This window comes from Steroidobacteraceae bacterium, assembly GCA_041395505.1.
In the GTDB taxonomy this organism is placed as follows: Bacteria; Pseudomonadota; Gammaproteobacteria; order Steroidobacterales; family Steroidobacteraceae; genus JAWLAG01.
In genome coordinates, this window is record JAWLAG010000001.1 from 1,892,238 (window position 1) to 1,908,447 (window position 16,210).

Consider the following 16,210-nt stretch of genomic DNA (forward strand, 5'->3'; position numbering starts at 1 on the left):
CCCTAAACCAATAGAGCGCGTTCCCCGCGCCAGCACAAGTAAATCCATCATGACAGAAAGTTTCGCTCAGCTATTCGAGCAGAGTCTTGCCAACCAGCGCATTCGCCCCGGCATGATTCTGACGGGCCTGGTCGTCGATGTGACGGATGACGTCGTCATCGTCAATGTCGGATTGAAATCCGAGGCCGTAATTCCAATCGACCAATTCAAGAACGAAAGTGGCACCGTCGAGGTGGCCGCGGGTGATCAGGTCGAGGTCGCCCTGGATGCCGTCGAGGACGGCACGGGTGAAACCCGCTTGTCGCGGGAAAAAGCCAAGCGAGCGCGCACCTGGACGCGGCTCGAAGAGGCTTACAACAATGCCGAAATCGTCACCGGCGTCATCACGGGCCGCGTGAAGGGCGGTTTCACCGTCGAAATAGACAACGTGCGCGCATTCCTCCCGGGCTCGCTCGTGGATGTGAGGCCGGTGCGCGACACCGCCTACCTCGAGAACAAACCTCTCGAGTTCAAGGTGATCAAACTCGACCAGAAGCGCAACAATGTCGTGGTCTCACGTCGCGCGGTGGTCGAGGCCGAGTTCTCGGCAGAGCGCAGCGCGCTCATGGAGAATCTCGAGGAAGGCGCCGTGGTACGCGGTACGGTCAAGAACCTGACCGATTACGGCGCGTTTGTCGATCTCGGTGGTATCGATGGCCTGTTGCACATAACGGACATGGCCTGGAAGCGTGTCAAACACCCATCCGAAGTCGTAGCAGTCGGCCAGGAAGTGGAAGTCCGCATTCTCAAGTTCGATCGGGAGCGCTCGCGTGTTTCGCTGGGCCTGAAGCAACTCGGTCCGGATCCATGGGAAAACATTGCCAGGCGCTACCCGCCGAACACGCGCGTTTTCGGAAAGGTCACGAATATTGCCGACTATGGCGCATTCGTTGAGGTCGAGGACGGTGTGGAGGGGTTGGTCCACGTGTCCGAAATGGACTGGACCAACAAGAACGTAAGCCCGGCGAAGGTCGTACATGTCGGTCAGGAAGTCGAGGTGATGGTACTCGACGTCGATGAGGAGCGTCGTCGCATCTCCTTGGGTCTCAAGCAGTGCCAGTCGAACCCGTGGAAGGAATTCGCCGAGAATCATGCGCGCGGCGACCATGTTTCCGGCCAGATCAAGAGCATCACGGACTTTGGAATATTCATCGGGTTGCCTGGCAACATCGACGGTCTTGTGCACCTGTCGGATATCTCCTGGGACGGCACCGGTGAGGAAGAGGTGCGCAATTACCAGAAAGGCCAGCAGATCGAGGCTGTCGTTCTGTCCATAGACCCCGAAAGGGAGCGCATTTCGCTCGGCATCAAGCAGCTCGCCCAGGATCCATTCTCGAGCTACATAGCCGAGCACCCCAAGGGCAGCATCGTCAAAGGTACGGTCAAGGAAGTCGACATGCGTGGTGCCGTAATCGACCTCGGAGAGGGAATCGAAGGCCAGCTGCGCGCCTCCGAACTGGGTCGCGATCGAGTCGATGATGCTCGAACCGTGCTCAAGGTTGGCGATGAAGTAGAAGCCAAGTTTACCGGCGTCGACCGAAAGACGCGTAGCATCACCTTGTCCATTCGCGCGCGCGAGGTTCATGAGGAAGCCGAGGCGGTCGAGAGCTACCGTTCGGAGACTGCAGCTTCGGGTGGTGCCACGCTCGGTGATCTGCTCAAGGAGCAAATCGGCGACCGGAACTGACGGGCTTCGATAACAACAACCAGGGGCTCGGCGCCACGCAGGTGGCGCCGACTCCCACTCGATCAAGCGCTTGGGGGCGGGGGGCGAGATGACCAAATCGGAACTCATCGAGATTGTCGCGGCGAAGCAGAAGCATCTGCCGACCAAAGACGTTGAGCTCGCGCTCAAGCAGATACTGGAAATCATGAGCGATGCGTTGTCTACTGGCCAGCGCATCGAGATACGCGGATTTGGCAGTTTCTCCCTGCACTTTCGCCCGCCGCGGCAGGGTCGCAATCCAAAGACCGGCGAAGCGGTCGCCCTGTCCGGCAAATATGTCCCGCATTTCAAGCCTGGCAAGGACTTGCGCGAACGCGTCAACGATGGCGCAGATCGACCTATCCGCGACTGACGCATTTCTAGCGGTTTGCGCCAAGTTCGACCGCTGCATCTCCTGGCGACCCGGCTTAGATTGATCCTGCCGGTACCGGTGCCGGACCATTACGCACGGAGGCGTATGTCATGCGACGACTCATCCTGTCTTCACTGCTTTGTATTGGTGCTGCGCTCGCAAGTGCCGAACCAGTCGATATCAACAGCGCGGACGCGCCAACGATCGCGCGCGCACTTCGCGGGATCGGCACCACTCGAGCCCAGGCCATCGTGGAGTACCGCAAGAAGAATGGTCCGTTCCGTACGGCAGATGACCTGGCACTAGTGCGTGGCATTGGCCAGAAAGTCATCGACCAGAATCGCAAGGACATATTGCTCGGCCGCAGCTCCAAGCCCGCGAGTTCCGCAAGGCCAGCTCCCAAGCGCGAGAACTAGGCCTTTTCGCATATTGGCCGAGGCCCGCCCAGCATTTTTCGGGCCTCGGTCGCTTGCGGTGCAGAATGCGACCCTTGGCACATGCGCCTGCGCCAGAACTGCATTAAAGTCACCGCATGAAAAAGAAAACCCCCGTCGATGTCGCGGTGTTTCCGGTGGCTGGGCGCGGAACGCGCTTTCTCCCAGCGACCAAGGCGAGTCCGAAGGAGATGTTGCCCATTGTCGACAAGCCGCTGATTCAGTACGCGGTCGAAGAGGCGGTCGCGGCCGGCGCACGCCGCCTCATATTCGTCACCGGTTCATCCAAGCGCGCAATCGAAGATCACTTCGATGTCGACCAACAGCTCGAAGACGCGCTGCTGGCACAGGGCAAGCACGATCTCGTTGCGCAGGTGCGTAGTGTGCTGCCAAGAGATGTGACCTGCATTTATATTCGCCAACCCGCGCCTTTGGGTCTGGGGCACGCGGTGCTTTGCGCACGGCCGGCTGTTGGCGATGCCCCATTTTTTGTGCACCTCGCCGACGACCTGATCGACTCACGCGTCTCCTGCTTGAAGCAAATGGCCGCCCTCCATGCAAGGGTAGGCGGAAGCGTGCTCGGAGTCGAAGATGTCCCGCGCAGCAGTACCGACAAGTACGGCATCGTGGCGACCGGTCGAGTGAAGGGTAGCGCGGCACGAGTCGAACGTATCGTCGAAAAGCCCAGGCCCAAGGATGCCCCGTCGACGCTTGCGGTTGTCGGTCGCTATCTGCTCGCGCCGCGAGTCTTTCATCATCTTGCCAAGATCGGCAAAGGCGCAGGTGGCGAGATTCAGCTCACGGATGGTATCGCTGCGCTCATGGCGGAGCAGGATGTCTGGGCATACCGATTCAAAGGCAAGCGCTACGACTGTGGCAGCAAGCTCGGCTACCTGCAGGCAACCGTCGAGTATGGACTCAAGCACGCCTCGCTAGGCCGGGATTTTGCCGGCTATCTCGATCAGCTGACACATAAACGCAGATCATCCGCGCGCTAGATGCCTGCGTACCACTCATAGCCAATCTTGTCCTCCCAATAGCCGCCACGACCCGCTCCGATGTCCTTGAGACTGTCGACCAGCTGCAGGCGCATGACATACTTCGCCTGCTTGTAGCCAAGCTGGCGCTCAACGCGCAATCGCAGCGGCGCGCCATTGCCAACCGGCAGACGCTGACCATTCAGGCTGTGGGCCAATATCGTTTGCGGATGGTAGGCATCGACCATGTCGATGCTCTCGTAGTACATGGTGCCGCGAAAGTCGTCGGCGCAATGTAAAACGACGTACCGGGCGCTTGGCCGAGGGCGTGCGGCGTCGAGAAGAACCTTCATGGCTACGCCCGTCCATTGACCGATTGCGCTCCAACCTTCCACGCAGTCATGACGCGTTATCTGCGTGCGCTGCGGCAACCGGAGAAGATCCGCAAGGCTGACACGGACGGGCGCGTCTACCGAACCGTCGACAACCAGACGCCAATTGACGAAGCGCTCACTGAGGTGGCGTTGATATTCGGGCGCAGCTGGCATGGTATTGCCATTGGTGCGAAATACGGGCGACAAATCCGACAACGAAAATTCGCGGGCAAGCGCATTGCGATTTGTGATCAGCCGCTGTGCACGGTAGGTGAGTCCCTCTGCGGAATACAGTAGCGTTCTGCCTGCCGACGAATTGCCAATACGATCGCAGCCCGCGACGGCCAGACTGCTGGCTCCCGCAATCATGGACCGAACGAGCGTACGCCGGGAGTACAAGCGGTTCATGGTTTTCGCTCCTTTGGCAAGCGGTAATTCCCGGTGATCATCGAGCGAATCTCGTTGAACGGACCAGCGAGTAAGACCATCAGTAGATGCACCACCACGAACAGAACCATCAAGAGCGCTCCCATGAAATGCAGACTACGGGCACTCTGGCGCCCGCCAAATACGTCGAGCAACCAGGGCCACGCCGCATTCAACCCCGGCGACATGGTCATGCCGGTCAGCACCAGAACGGGCAAAAGCAGCACCAGCACTGCCAGGTAGGCGAGTTTTTGCAGTATGTTGTAACGCAGGGCCGCCGCACCGGTGGGAAAGCGTAGCAACGCGTGTTGTTTGATGTCGTGCCAGAGGTGGCGCGGATGCAATTCGCTGGCTCGCGGTGACAGGTCGCGAATCATGTGACGGTTTGCGAGGCTCCACGCGAGATACGCGGCAAGTGAGATTCCCAGCAACCACGCAAAGAAAATATGCCACCGTCGAGCGAGCGCAAGATTGTACCTGGACGGAATAGTCGCCCAGCCCGGGAATGCGCGTCGTTGAACGTTGCCGTCTGAATCGCGCCAATTACCGAGCAAGCCCGTGGTTTCGATGCGCCAGTCGCCGATGCGCAGATTGCCCGATGTGGGGCTGCTCGAGATTTCCAGGAAGGCGGCATCCTGATTCGCTCCGAACTGACCCCAGTAAAGGCGCGGATGGGCGTTGAAAATCGTGAGACCGCTCATCAGCAGGATGACGACGGCGAAGGCGTTCAGCCAGTGCCATAGTCTCGTCGAACGGCGGTGCCGCTTGGCCAGTTCTCCGCCGCGCGATGTCGACTCGGGCGTCACGGACTCACTCCTGCACGCAGTTGCAACTGCCGCTTGATGGCGCTAGGAAGTTACATATTGTAGGGTCAGCGGACGGCAAACTCCAGCGAGCTGGCGCCTTGGCGCCGTGAATGTCATATACGAGGGCATTGCCGGACACCAAGGTTTCATGGAGACCCCGTGCGCGAGGAACAACCGCTCGCTGCCAATCCGTTGCTGACGCTGCGCGATCTGCGTGCCCTGCACGCAGCGGCATACGGTTGGGCCAGGCGCTGCTGTCATGGTGATGCGGAGGATGCTGCCGATGTTCTGCAGACGACTTATTTGTATATCCTGGACGGTCGGGCGCGATTTTCCGGTCGATCGAGTCTGCGCACCTGGCTATTCGGCGTCCTGCGCAACATTGCCCGGCAATCGCTGCGTCGAAGATTGCGCGCCGCCGCGATCGGCTGGCGCATGCCGGCAGAATCAATCGAGGAAGGTCCGGACAGCTGCGCGGATGCATCCGACGCGCGCCACGTGTGGCGCCATTGGATGCGATTGCCCCGGCGACAACGCGAGGTATTGGAACTGGTCTTCTATCGGGACTTCACGCTCGACGAAGTCGCAGCCATTATCGGTATCTCGCCCGGTAGTGCCCGTGTGCACTACGAACGAGGCAAGGCGCGATTGCGGCGTCTCCTGGCGCAGCGCAATGGCGAGGGCTAGCCAATGGGCGAACCAATGACCGACATGCAGCTTGGCGCGAGAATTCGTGCCGCCTTGGCTGCGTCTGAGCGCGGGATCAGGACGCCAGGTTTCGACGCCATGCTTGCCGATGCCCGCCCCGAGCGTCCGCCCGTGTCGCGCAAGGTTGCATGGGCAGCCGCTGCACTGCTCGCGGTAGCACTGGGATGGCTGCTGTTGCCCGGAACCCGCGCCGATCGGGTCGCGATCGAGCTGCGCGATCCCATGCTGGCGCAAACCCGATCGCCCATGGATTTGTGGAGGGCGCCCACCGATTCATTGCTCGACGTGTACGCCTATCAACCGCCTTCGCCACTAGATCTCGGAGCCATTCCGAACCCATTCCTGGAGTCAGTATTGTGAAGCCAACTCAAGTGATTCTCTATCTGGTAACGCCATGCATCCTTACGGCACTCGCCGCAATTGCGGTGGCTGCGGACACGCCAAAAGACGACTGGATGCTCGGTCGTTTGTTCGCGCCGGACTTCATCCTGCAACATCGCGGCGAGCTGCACCTGACGGATGCCCAACGCAGTGCGCTGCGCAAAAAACTGATCGCAGTACAGGCCAAATCCTCGGAGATCGATTTCGAACTCCTTGACAGTGGCACGGAATTGCAGGCCAGCCTCGAGAAGCATCCAGTCGATTCAGCCTTGGCACTTGCCCAGGCGGACAAGGTGGTGACTGCGGAGAATCGCAAGAAACTTCTCTATCTCGAGATGCTGATCGAAATCAAGAACATGCTGACCGATGAGCAGGTGCGGGCGGCGCGCGATCTTACGCTGGCGCAGTCAGGGAAATAACGCGACACGGTGGCTCCCCGGGTTGGACTCGAACCAACGACCAACGGATTAACAGTCCGACGCTCTACCGACTGAGCTACCGGGGAACTAGGCGGGAAAGGCGCGGATTTTCAGCAATGCGCCGCCGCGAGTCAAGCGACAGGCGCAGCAATGTGATGAATGCGCGTACTATTCCACTCTAAGTGAAAGAACAGCGCACATTCCAGTTGCAGTCGAATTACTCCCCGGCCGGCGACCAGCCGCAGGCGATTGCAGCGCTGATCGAGGGCCTGGCGAGTGGTCTCGCCCACCAGACACTCCTCGGTGTCACCGGGTCGGGCAAGACCTACACCATTGCGAATGTTATTGCTGCGGTGCAGAGGCCGGCGCTCGTTCTGGCGCACAACAAGACACTGGCTGCGCAATTGTACGGAGAGTTTCGCGAATTCTTTCCCAACAACGCCGTCGAGTATTTCGTTTCCTATTACGACTACTACCAACCCGAAGCCTATGTGCCGGCGAGCGACACCTATATCGAGAAGGATGCGTCGATAAACGATCACATCGAGCAAATGCGACTGTCGGCAACCAAGTCCCTGCTCGAGCGTTCCGACTCCATTATCGTCGCCACAGTGTCTTCCATCTACGGATTGGGCGACCCCCAGGCCTATTTGGCCATGGTCCTGCATCTGCAGAGGGGCGAGGCCCTGGATCAGCGCCGACTGTTACGTCGCCTGGCCGACATGCAATACACGCGCAATGAACTTGACCTGACAGCCGGTTGTTATCGTGTGCGGGGCGATGTCATCGACATCTTTCCGGCGGAGTCCGAACGGGAGGGCGTCCGGGTGGAGCTGTTCGACGACACCATCGAAACGCTGTCTCTTTTCGATCCGTTGACCGGCGAAGTGTTGCGCAAGTTGCCCCGTTACACGGTCTATCCCGGATCGCATTACGTGACTCCGCGCGAGCGCATTCTTCAGGCGGTCGAGCAGATCAAGGGTGAGTTGGCGGTTCGTTTGAAGGAGTTGCGCGCTGCGAGCAAGTTGGTCGAGGCGCAGCGCCTTGAGCAGCGTACGCTGTTCGATATGGAGATGATGCAGGAAGTCGGTTATTGCGCGGGCATCGAGAACTATTCGCGCTACCTGTCCGGACGCGAATCCGGTGAGCCGCCACCCTGTTTGTTCGACTATCTGCCGCAGAACGCGTTGCTGGTGGTCGACGAGAGCCACCAGACGATCCCGCAACTTGGCGCAATGTACCGGGGCGATCGTTCGCGCAAGGAAACGCTGGTGGAGTATGGCTTTCGACTGCCGTCGGCCCTTGACAATCGCCCCCTGAAATTCGAAGAGTGGGAATCCCTGGCGCCGCAGATGATTTTTGTCTCTGCAACCCCGGGTGGCTACGAAGCGCGTCATGCCGGACAGGTGGTCGAGCTGGTGGCCCGGCCGACCGGACTGCTCGATCCGCAGGTCAGCGTTCGACCGGTGGCAACTCAGGTCGACGATGTGCTCTCGGAGATCAACCACTGCGTCAATCGCGGCGAACGTGTGCTCATAACTACACTGACCAAGCGCATGGCCGAGGATCTGACCGAGTACCTGCACGATCACGGCATTCGAGTTCGCTATCTTCACTCTGACGTCGAGACCGTGGAGCGAGTGGAAATCATCCGCGACCTGCGACTGGGCCGGTTCGATGTACTGGTGGGTATCAATCTCCTGCGCGAGGGACTGGACATGCCCGAGGTGGCATTGGTTGCCATTCTCGATGCCGACAAGGAAGGCTTTCTGCGCTCGGACAATTCCCTCATCCAGACGATCGGGCGCGCGGCCCGCAATATTCACGGCCGTGCCATCCTGTACGCGGATCGAATCACCGGTTCGATGAAAAGGGCGATCGAAGAGACAGAGCGTCGACGCAGCAAGCAGCAGCAGTTCAACGAGGCTCACGGGATCGAGCCGCGCGGAATCGTCAAGGCGGTCACGGACGTCATGGAAGGGGCGCGCTCGGAGGGCAAGCGCGGCCGGGATAGTGCAGCCAGTCGTTCGCGAAAGTCGGGCGATTCGACTGGCACGGTCGCGCACCTTGGGCCGGAGCAGGTCGCGCGACGCGTCAAGGAGCTGGAATCGGCGATGCTCAAGGCGGCGCGCAACCTCGAGTTCGAGCGTGCGGCGCAATTGCGGGACGAAATCGCGGCGCTGAAACGCTCGGGTTTCGGCCCAGACGGGCGGCTTGCCGGCTGACGTTCGCTACGCCAAACTGTCCGCCATGGATGTATTCGAGAAAATCAGCTATACGATCCTGGGCATATTGGCGCTGCTTTGGTTGGCAGCGATCGTGGCCGGCATGGTGGCTGCATTGCCGTTTGGCCTGATCGGCCTCGCTGTCCTGCTTGCGGTCGGACTGCTTCTCATCAAGGTCATCAAGGAGCGCCTCAGCAATAGCGAGGACAACTACTACGACAAAGAAGTGGACAAGTAATGCTAGTGACGACCCAGGATCTTTTTGCAGACTATCAAATCACTGCGACGCTGGGATTAGTGCGAGGCAACACCGTGCGCTCGCGCCACATTGGCAAGGACATCGTGGCGGGTCTGCGCAGCATCGTGGGTGGCGAGATCCCCGAATACACCAAAATGCTCGCCGAGGCGCGCGAACAGGCGCTCGACCGCATGCAGGCCCAGGCCCGCAAACTCGGGGCAGATGGTATTGTCACTGTGCGCTTTGTAACGTCGACTATTCTGGGTGGTGCCGCCGAATTGCTGGCTTTCGGCACGGCGGTCAAACTGGCGAGGCGCTAACCCTTTGTTTTTCTGTGGAATACCTTGCCACCTGCGGCAGCCTCTAGTATCTTTCGCGGCCCTCGGGGACAGGCGCGTAGCTCAGTGGTAGAGCACTTCCTTGACATGGAAGTGGTCGGTGGTTCGATCCCACTCGCGCCTACCAATTTCGCGACAGCCTGACCCATGCCTACTGTGACGCTGCCTGATGGCAGCCAACGCCAGTTTCCGAGTCCACCGACGGTTGCCGAAGTCGCTGCCGCCATCGGCGCAGGGCTTGCCAAGGCCGCGATCGCCGGCCGAGTCGATGGTCAGCTGGTCGACACCAGCCACGCCATCGATCGGGATGCGCATGTCGAGATTGTCACCGCGAAGGATCCGGTGGCGCTTGAAATCATTCGGCATTCCACGGCACATCTTCTCGCCCAGGCGGTTCAGCAGTTGTTCCCCAAAGCGCAGGTAACTATCGGCCCTGTGATCGAAGACGGATTCTATTACGACTTTGCCTTCGAACGGCCGTTCACGCCCGAAGACCTCGAGGCCATCGAGAAGCGCATGCAGGAGCTGGCTGCGGCCGACCTCGTAGTCATGCGCACGGAGATGGCGCGCGATGCCGCCGTGCAGTTCTTCCGCGACAAAGGCGAAATCTATAAAGCCGAGATCATCGCGGCGATTCCCTCGGGCGAACCGATCAGCCTGTACGGGCAGGGCGACTGGGTCGATCTGTGCCGCGGTCCTCACGTGCCCTCGACCGGATTTCTGAAGGCATTCAAGTTGATGAAGGTCGCCGGCGCGTATTGGCGCGGCGATTCACGCAACGAAATGCTGCAACGCATCTACGGTACGGCCTGGCTCGACAAAAAGCAGCTCGAGGCCTATCTGCATCGGCTCGCGGAGGCGGAAAAGCGTGACCATCGGCGCATCGGCCGCGAACTCGACTTGTTCCATATGCAGGAAGAGGCTCCGGGTGCGGTTTTCTGGCATCCGAAGGGATGGCAGGTCTTCCAGCGCCTGGTCGCGTTCATGCGCGACCGTCAAACTGCGGCCGCCTTCCAGGAGGTCAATGCGCCGGAACTCATGGACGCGAGCCTGTGGCAGCAATCCGGTCACCTCGAGAAGTTTGGCGAGAACATGTATCTCACCCAGACACCCGACGAGCGCAAGTACGCGATCAAACCGATGAATTGCCCGGGGCATGTGCAGATATTCCGTCACGGCCTGCGTAGCTACCGCGACCTGCCCATTCGTTTTGCCGAGTTCGGCAAGGTGCATCGCTACGAGCCGTCAGGTGCCTTGCATGGCTTGATGCGCGTTCGTGCATTCACCCAGGATGACGCGCACGTGTTTTGCACCGAGGACCAAATCACGGACGAGTCGGTCGCGGTGACCCGACTTATCCTCGATATCTACCGCGACTTTGGCTTCGACGACGTGGCGATCAAATTCTCCGATCGGCCACCACAGCGGGTGGGCGACGATGCTATCTGGGACCGCGCGGAGGCCGCCCTGAAGCAGGCCGCGCGGGCAGCAGGTATCGAATACAGCCACAACCCGGGCGAGGGCGCGTTCTATGGACCGAAGCTCGAGTTCGTCCTGCGGGACGCAATTGGCCGCGACTGGCAATGCGGTACCTTGCAGGTCGATTTCAACATGCCTGGGCGCCTCGGGGCCTATTACATCGATGAGGCGAGCCAGAAGCGCACGCCCGTCATGCTGCACCGGGCGATATTCGGCTCGCTGGAGCGGTTCCTGGGCATTCTGATCGAGCATCATGCCGGGCGCTTGCCAGCCTGGCTGGCGCCGGTGCAGGTCGTCGTCATGAACATCACCGACCGGCAGCAGGGTTACGTCGAAAAAATCTCAGATTTTCTTAAAAATCAGGGAGTTCGGGTCGAATCCGACTTGCGTAACGAAAAGGTGGGCTATAAGATTCGCGAACACACGTTGATGCGGGTTCCGTATCTCGTGATCGCGGGCGACAAGGAAGTGTCTGCCAATCAGGTTTCTGTGCGCTCCCGCAGTGGCAAGGATTTAGGTGCCATGAGTCCCGAAGCATTCGCTGCGGGACTCAAGGCAGAGGTCGATAGCCGCGGGCGCACGCTTTTGGAGGGTTGATTTATCGCCATAGCAGCCAAGCGCGTCCGTCGCAATGAGGAAATCACTGCGCCGAAAGTGCGCGTGATAGGAGCCGACGGATCGCAGGCCGGTGTCATGAGTCGGTTTGAGGCACTTGATCTCGCATACAACGCGAGCCTGGATCTGGTCGAAGTGTCGCCGACCGCTGAGCCGCCCGTAGTGCGCATCATGGACTACGGAAAGTTCCTGTTCGAGCAGAACAAGAAAGCGCATTCGGCAAAGCGCAAGCAGAAACAGATCCAGGTGAAGGAAATCAAGTTCCGTCCCGGGACGGAGGAAGCGGACTACCAGGTGAAATTGCGTAACCTGATTCGCTTCCTGACAGAGGGCGACAAGGCCAAGGTAACGTTACGCTACCGCGGCCGCGAGATGGCGCACCAGGAAATTGGTCGTAAACTTCTCGGTCGCGTCGAGACGGATTTGGCACCGCATGCGGTGGTTGAACAGACTCCGTCCATGGAGGGGCGGCAGATGGTCATGGTGTTCGCACCCAAGAAGAAGTAGTCGATACAAGCTGCTCCTTTGCAGCAAAACCCGCCCGTAGCGAGCACATATGTGCTTTGTGATCGGAGCATACGAAGTGGAGTTGAAGAAATGCCCAAGTTGAAGACCAACCGGGCCGCGGCCAAGCGTTTTCGCAAGACGGCCAAAGGCTACAAACGGTACGCGTCGAATCGCCGCCACAATCTCGGCCACAAGGATTCCAAGCGCAAGCGACATTTGCGCTCGGGTGGGTCCTCGCTGGTCCATGAGAGCGACGTCGGTCGTCTCGATCAGCTGCTACCAAACGCCTGAGAAACCGCCGGGAGTAAACGACAATGGCAAGAGTCAAACGTGGTGTCACGGCGGGTCGCCGTCACAAGAAGGTCCTCGGCAAAGCCAAGGGCTACTACAACGCGCGACGCAAGGTATTTCGCGCGGCAAAACAGGCCGTCATCAAGGCGGGGCAGTACGCCTACCGCGACCGGCGAGCCAAGAAGCGCGATTTTCGCGCCCTGTGGATCGCCCGCATCAATGCTGCGGCGCGTGAACACGGTCTATCCTACAGCCGTATCATCAATGGCCTGAAGAAAGCGGGCATCGAGATCGACCGCAAGATGCTCGCCGACATCGCAGTGAACGATGCCGAGGCTTTTGGTGCCATCGCGGCACAAGCCAAGGCGGCGCTGGGTGCGTCTGCAGGTTGAGTAATGGGCAGTGGCGCCGCGGGCCACCGTGCCGGCGGCGCTTCCCTGCCAAATGCAGATGACTTCAGGGAGCAACGTAACGCGGTTGCAGGGTGAGGCACTTGCTGCTGTTGCGGCCAGTGCGGATGCGGCTGCACTCGAGCAGGTGCGGGTTGAGTGGCTCGGCAAGAAAGGGCGGTTGACCGAACAGCTCAAAGCGCTGGGCGAACTTCCCGCCGAGCAACGACCCTCGGCCGGACAGGCCATCAACGAGGCCAAAGCCAAGGTTCAGGCGGCCATCGAAACCCGGCGTGAGCAGCTGCGGCGGACCGAAATGGCCGCCGCACTGGCGGCGGATCGATTCGACATCAGCCAGGCGGGGCGGGGTGACAAGCCAGGCAGTATCCATCCAATTACCCGTGCGCGTCTGCGCATCGAGCGCATTTTTCGCAGCGCCGGATTCCAGATTGCCACAGGCCCGGAGATCGAAGACGACTTCCACAATTTTGAAGCCCTGAATATTCCGGCGGAACATCCGGCGCGCGCCATGCACGATACCTTCTATTTTGCAGATGGGCGTCTGTTGCGCACGCACACCTCGCCAGTGCAGATTCGCGCGCTGCGTGATGCGCAATTGCCGGTCGCGCTCATTGCACCGGGCCGTGTCTACCGGTGCGACAACGACATGACGCACTCGCCAATGTTCCACCAGGTCGAGGGTCTAGTCGTCGGCGATGGTGTCAGCTTCGCCAATCTGAAAGCCTGTCTGCACGGCTTCGTGCAGGCTTTCTTCGAGAAGGACCTGCGGATTCGCCTGCGGCCATCGTATTTTCCTTTCACGGAGCCGTCCGCTGAACTCGATATGTCCTGCCTGTTCTGCGACGGTAGCGGCTGCCGTGTTTGCAAGCACACGGGATGGATCGAAGTCGCAGGTTGCGGCATGGTCCATCCCGCAGTTCTGCAAGCCTGCGCGGTCGATTCTGAACGCTACACCGGATATGCATTCGGGATGGGCATCGAGCGCTTGGCCATGCTGCGCTATGGCGTCGATGACCTGCGGTTGTTCTTCGAAAACGATCTGCGCGTTCTCGATCAGTTCGGAGTCTGGTGACTATGCGGGTGCCCCTCGACTGGCTGCGTGAATGGGTCGAGATCGGGCTGCCGGCGGCCGATCTGGGTGCGCGCCTGTCCATGATCGGATTCGAACTCGAAGCGCTGGATCTGGCCGCGCCGGCGTTCACGGGCGTAGTCGTGGCGCAAATCACCAATACCGCCAATCATCCGAATGCCGACAAGCTGAAAATCTGCGAGGTCGACAGTGGCGATGGTAGTGCACTGCATATCGTTTGCGGTGCGGCCAACGCCAGGGCGGGGCTCAAGGTTGCGCTCGCACGAGTGGGGGCGCAATTGCCGGGAGGCGTGCAAATCAAGTCGGCAAAGCTTCGTGGTTCGCCTTCCGAGGGCATGCTTTGCTCCCCTCGCGAGTTGGGGCTTGGTGACAAACCGGACGGGATCATCGAGCTCGATGCCGAAGCGCCGCTCGGCATGGACCTACGTCAATTCCTGGGTCTGGATGAATCGATACTGGAATTGGCAATCACGCCCAACCGAGGTGATGCCATGTCCGTGCTTGGCGTGGCACGCGAAGTTGCCGCCATGCTGGATGCGACTCTGCGCGGACCCAGCCTGGGCAAGATTCGCCCGACCTCAGATGAGCGCCTCGACATCAGACTGTCGGTGCCTGAGGCAGCACCACGTTTCGTAGGGCGATTATTTCGCGGATTGGACAATTCGCGACCCTCCCCAGGTTGGCTCAGGGAGCGGCTGCGACGTGCAGGGCTACGCAGTGTTAGCCCAATCGTCGATGTCACGAACTATGTGCTACTCGAGCTCGGTCAGCCCATGCATGCCTATGATCGACGCAAGCTTACCGGTGGCGTCGACGTGCGGATGGCTCGCGCGGGCGAGAAACTCGAGCTTTTGAATGGTCAGACGGTCGAGCTCGCTGCGGACATGACGGTCATCGCCGATCAAGCCGGTGCAGTGGGTCTTGCGGGCATCATGGGCGGAGCTCGCACCGCAGTGTCGTCCAGCACAACCGACGTCTTAATCGAGGTGGCGTATTTTTCGCCGCAGGCGATTGCAGGCCGTGGCCGCCGGCTGGGGCTGGTCACAGATGCCAGCCAGCGGTTCGAACGTGGTGTCGATCCGACGGGCCAGGAACGTGCAATAGAGCGCGCGAGCGGACTTCTGCTCGCGATTGCGGGTGGAGAATGTGGTCCGGTGCTGTGCGCTGAGAGCATCGAACACCTGCCTAGACGCCCCGCTGTGCCGTTGCGGCGCAGCAGGCTGCGCCGCCTGCTTGGCGCCGAGATTGATGATCGGGATGTAACGCGCATTCTTGCGGCACTGGGCATGCAGGTGGTCGAAAGCGGGGACGGCTGGCAGGTCGCTCCTCCAGCGCATCGATTCGACGTAACCATCGAAGCCGATCTGATCGAGGAGTGTGCGCGCCTGCGTGGTTACGAGCGAATCGCCGAGGAGGCGCGTCTGGCGCCGCAGGTCTTCGCGCGAGTACCGGAAGACCGGCCCGGAGAGAGTGCGATTCTCCAGGCGCTGGCTGCACGCGGATACCACGAATGCGTTACCTACGCTTTTGTCGACTCGACCCGACAGAGCGATTTGTTCCCTGACGGCAACCCGATTCGATTGGTCAATCCCATCGCAAGCGATCTCGACGTCATGAGGGGTTCGCTCTGGCCTGGCTTGCTCACCACAGCACTCAGCAATCTGCGCAGGCAGATTGCGAGCATCCGGCTATTCGAAAAAGGCATTACGTTCAAACGCGACAACTCCGGTGGTGTGATCGAAACCGAGACCCTGGCGTTGCTTCTGACCGGTCCGCGGCACGATGAACGTTGGGATCTCGGCACCGATCGGGCAGTGGCGGATTTCTTTGACATCAAGGCCGAATACGAATGGCTGGCGCAACAAAGCGGCGAACTGGACTCGTTCTCGATCGAACCGGCAGGGCTTGCCTGCCTGCATCCGCATCGTAGTGCGCGCATTCTGCGTGCTGGCGCGGAAATTGGCTGGATCGGTGAGCTACACCCGAATGTCGCAGTGTCGACGGAATTTACACATCCAGTACTGCTGCTCGAGGTCGATTTTGACGCCATGACGCGCAGTGTTTTGCCGAAATTCACTGCCGTATCGCGTTATCCACAGGTCCGCCGCGATCTTGCTGTGGTCGTGGATGAAACTACTCCTATGAGCAAGTTGCGCGAAGGTGTAATCTCGGCATCTTCAAGCCTGCTGCGAGATCTCCGCGTTTTCGACATTTATCGAGGCCCAGGCATCGAAAAAGGTCGAAAAAGCGTCGCTTTCGGCTTGATTTTTCAGGATAATTCTCGCACGCTCACAGACGAGGATGTTGACGCTGCCATCGCCGCCATCCGACACGAGCTGTGTGCAAAATTCGGTGCGAAAATAAGAGAATAACGA

At 60.0% G+C, this 16,210-nt stretch carries 18 protein-coding genes and 2 tRNA genes; 17 read left to right on the plus strand and 3 right to left on the minus strand.

Going from position 1 to position 16,210, the window contains the following annotated elements:
• The first annotated feature begins 49 nt into the window (after positions 1-49).
• From rpsA to galU, 4 genes are all read left to right on the plus strand, one after another.
• On the plus strand, positions 50-1,726 hold the full coding sequence (gene rpsA / locus R3E77_08670) for a 30S ribosomal protein S1 (GenBank protein MEZ5499486.1): 1,677 nt from the start codon (positions 50-52) through the stop codon (positions 1,724-1,726).
• Positions 1,727-1,796: 70 nt separating this feature from the next.
• A complete protein-coding gene (locus tag R3E77_08675; protein MEZ5499487.1) occupies positions 1,797-2,117 on the plus strand; it encodes an integration host factor subunit beta in 321 nt (106 codons plus the stop codon).
• A gap of 110 nt (positions 2,118-2,227) precedes the next feature.
• Positions 2,228-2,533 (plus strand): helix-hairpin-helix domain-containing protein, encoded by a 306-nt coding sequence (locus R3E77_08680; protein MEZ5499488.1) that lies wholly within the window; start codon positions 2,228-2,230, stop codon positions 2,531-2,533.
• A 116-nt stretch (positions 2,534-2,649) separates the two neighbouring features.
• Entirely contained in the window at positions 2,650-3,549 is a 900-nt protein-coding gene (gene galU / locus R3E77_08685; GenBank protein ID MEZ5499489.1) for a UTP--glucose-1-phosphate uridylyltransferase GalU, read from the plus strand.
• Here the strand turns inward: galU and R3E77_08690 are convergent.
• Both R3E77_08690 and R3E77_08695 read right to left on the minus strand, forming a co-directional pair.
• Positions 3,546-4,310: a molybdopterin-binding protein gene (locus R3E77_08690; GenBank protein MEZ5499490.1), complete on the minus strand. Its 765-nt coding sequence runs from the start codon at positions 4,308-4,310 to the stop codon at positions 3,546-3,548. The genes galU and R3E77_08690 overlap by 4 nt on opposite strands.
• Positions 4,307-5,134, minus strand: a complete 828-nt coding sequence (locus R3E77_08695) for a cytochrome b/b6 domain-containing protein (GenBank protein ID MEZ5499491.1) — start codon at positions 5,132-5,134, stop codon at positions 4,307-4,309. Before R3E77_08695 ends, R3E77_08690 begins: the two co-directional genes overlap by 4 nt.
• 159 nt (positions 5,135-5,293) lie before the next feature.
• Between R3E77_08695 and R3E77_08700 the strand changes: the two genes are divergently transcribed.
• The 3 genes from R3E77_08700 to R3E77_08710 are packed head-to-tail and all read left to right on the plus strand — an operon-like array spanning position 5,294 to position 6,642.
• Entirely contained in the window at positions 5,294-5,821 is a 528-nt protein-coding gene (locus tag R3E77_08700) for a sigma-70 family RNA polymerase sigma factor (protein ID MEZ5499492.1), read from the plus strand.
• A 3-nt stretch (positions 5,822-5,824) separates the two neighbouring features.
• Entirely contained in the window at positions 5,825-6,202 is a 378-nt protein-coding gene (locus tag R3E77_08705; protein MEZ5499493.1) for a hypothetical protein, read from the plus strand.
• The gene (locus R3E77_08710; GenBank protein MEZ5499494.1) at positions 6,199-6,642 is read left to right on the plus strand and encodes a hypothetical protein; all 444 of its coding nucleotides are present in this window, start codon (positions 6,199-6,201) and stop codon (positions 6,640-6,642) included. The genes R3E77_08705 and R3E77_08710 overlap by 4 nt, the downstream gene beginning before the upstream one ends.
• A gap of 10 nt (positions 6,643-6,652) precedes the next feature.
• Here the strand turns inward: R3E77_08710 and R3E77_08715 are convergent.
• Positions 6,653-6,728, minus strand: a tRNA-Asn gene (locus R3E77_08715).
• A gap of 96 nt (positions 6,729-6,824) precedes the next feature.
• Between R3E77_08715 and uvrB the strand changes: the two genes are divergently transcribed.
• The 10 genes from uvrB to pheT all read left to right on the plus strand — a co-directional run bounded on the left by uvrB (position 6,825) and on the right by pheT (position 16,207).
• The gene (gene uvrB / locus R3E77_08720) at positions 6,825-8,867 is read left to right on the plus strand and encodes an excinuclease ABC subunit UvrB (GenBank protein ID MEZ5499495.1); all 2,043 of its coding nucleotides are present in this window, start codon (positions 6,825-6,827) and stop codon (positions 8,865-8,867) included.
• Positions 8,857-9,105 carry a hypothetical protein gene (locus R3E77_08725; protein MEZ5499496.1) on the plus strand — a complete coding sequence of 83 codons (249 nt, stop codon included), beginning with the start codon at positions 8,857-8,859 and terminating at the stop codon, positions 9,103-9,105. The genes uvrB and R3E77_08725 overlap by 11 nt, the downstream gene beginning before the upstream one ends.
• A complete protein-coding gene (locus R3E77_08730) occupies positions 9,105-9,425 on the plus strand; it encodes a YbjQ family protein (GenBank protein MEZ5499497.1) in 321 nt (106 codons plus the stop codon). The genes R3E77_08725 and R3E77_08730 overlap by 1 nt, the downstream gene beginning before the upstream one ends.
• A gap of 70 nt (positions 9,426-9,495) precedes the next feature.
• Positions 9,496-9,570 (plus strand) — tRNA-Val (locus tag R3E77_08735).
• A 20-nt stretch (positions 9,571-9,590) separates the two neighbouring features.
• The gene (gene thrS / locus R3E77_08740; GenBank protein ID MEZ5499498.1) at positions 9,591-11,519 is read left to right on the plus strand and encodes a threonine--tRNA ligase; all 1,929 of its coding nucleotides are present in this window, start codon (positions 9,591-9,593) and stop codon (positions 11,517-11,519) included.
• 3 nt (positions 11,520-11,522) lie between these two features.
• Entirely contained in the window at positions 11,523-12,044 is a 522-nt protein-coding gene (gene infC, locus R3E77_08745) for a translation initiation factor IF-3 (protein MEZ5499499.1), read from the plus strand.
• Positions 12,045-12,134: 90 nt separating this feature from the next.
• A complete protein-coding gene (gene rpmI / locus R3E77_08750) occupies positions 12,135-12,335 on the plus strand; it encodes a 50S ribosomal protein L35 (protein MEZ5499500.1) in 201 nt (66 codons plus the stop codon).
• A 23-nt stretch (positions 12,336-12,358) separates the two neighbouring features.
• The gene (gene rplT / locus R3E77_08755) at positions 12,359-12,727 is read left to right on the plus strand and encodes a 50S ribosomal protein L20 (GenBank protein MEZ5499501.1); all 369 of its coding nucleotides are present in this window, start codon (positions 12,359-12,361) and stop codon (positions 12,725-12,727) included.
• A 58-nt stretch (positions 12,728-12,785) separates the two neighbouring features.
• On the plus strand, positions 12,786-13,817 hold the full coding sequence (pheS, locus tag R3E77_08760) for a phenylalanine--tRNA ligase subunit alpha (protein MEZ5499502.1): 1,032 nt from the start codon (positions 12,786-12,788) through the stop codon (positions 13,815-13,817).
• 2 nt (positions 13,818-13,819) lie between these two features.
• Positions 13,820-16,207, plus strand: a complete 2,388-nt coding sequence (gene pheT, locus R3E77_08765) for a phenylalanine--tRNA ligase subunit beta (GenBank protein ID MEZ5499503.1) — start codon at positions 13,820-13,822, stop codon at positions 16,205-16,207.
• Positions 16,208-16,210 lie beyond the last annotated feature (3 nt).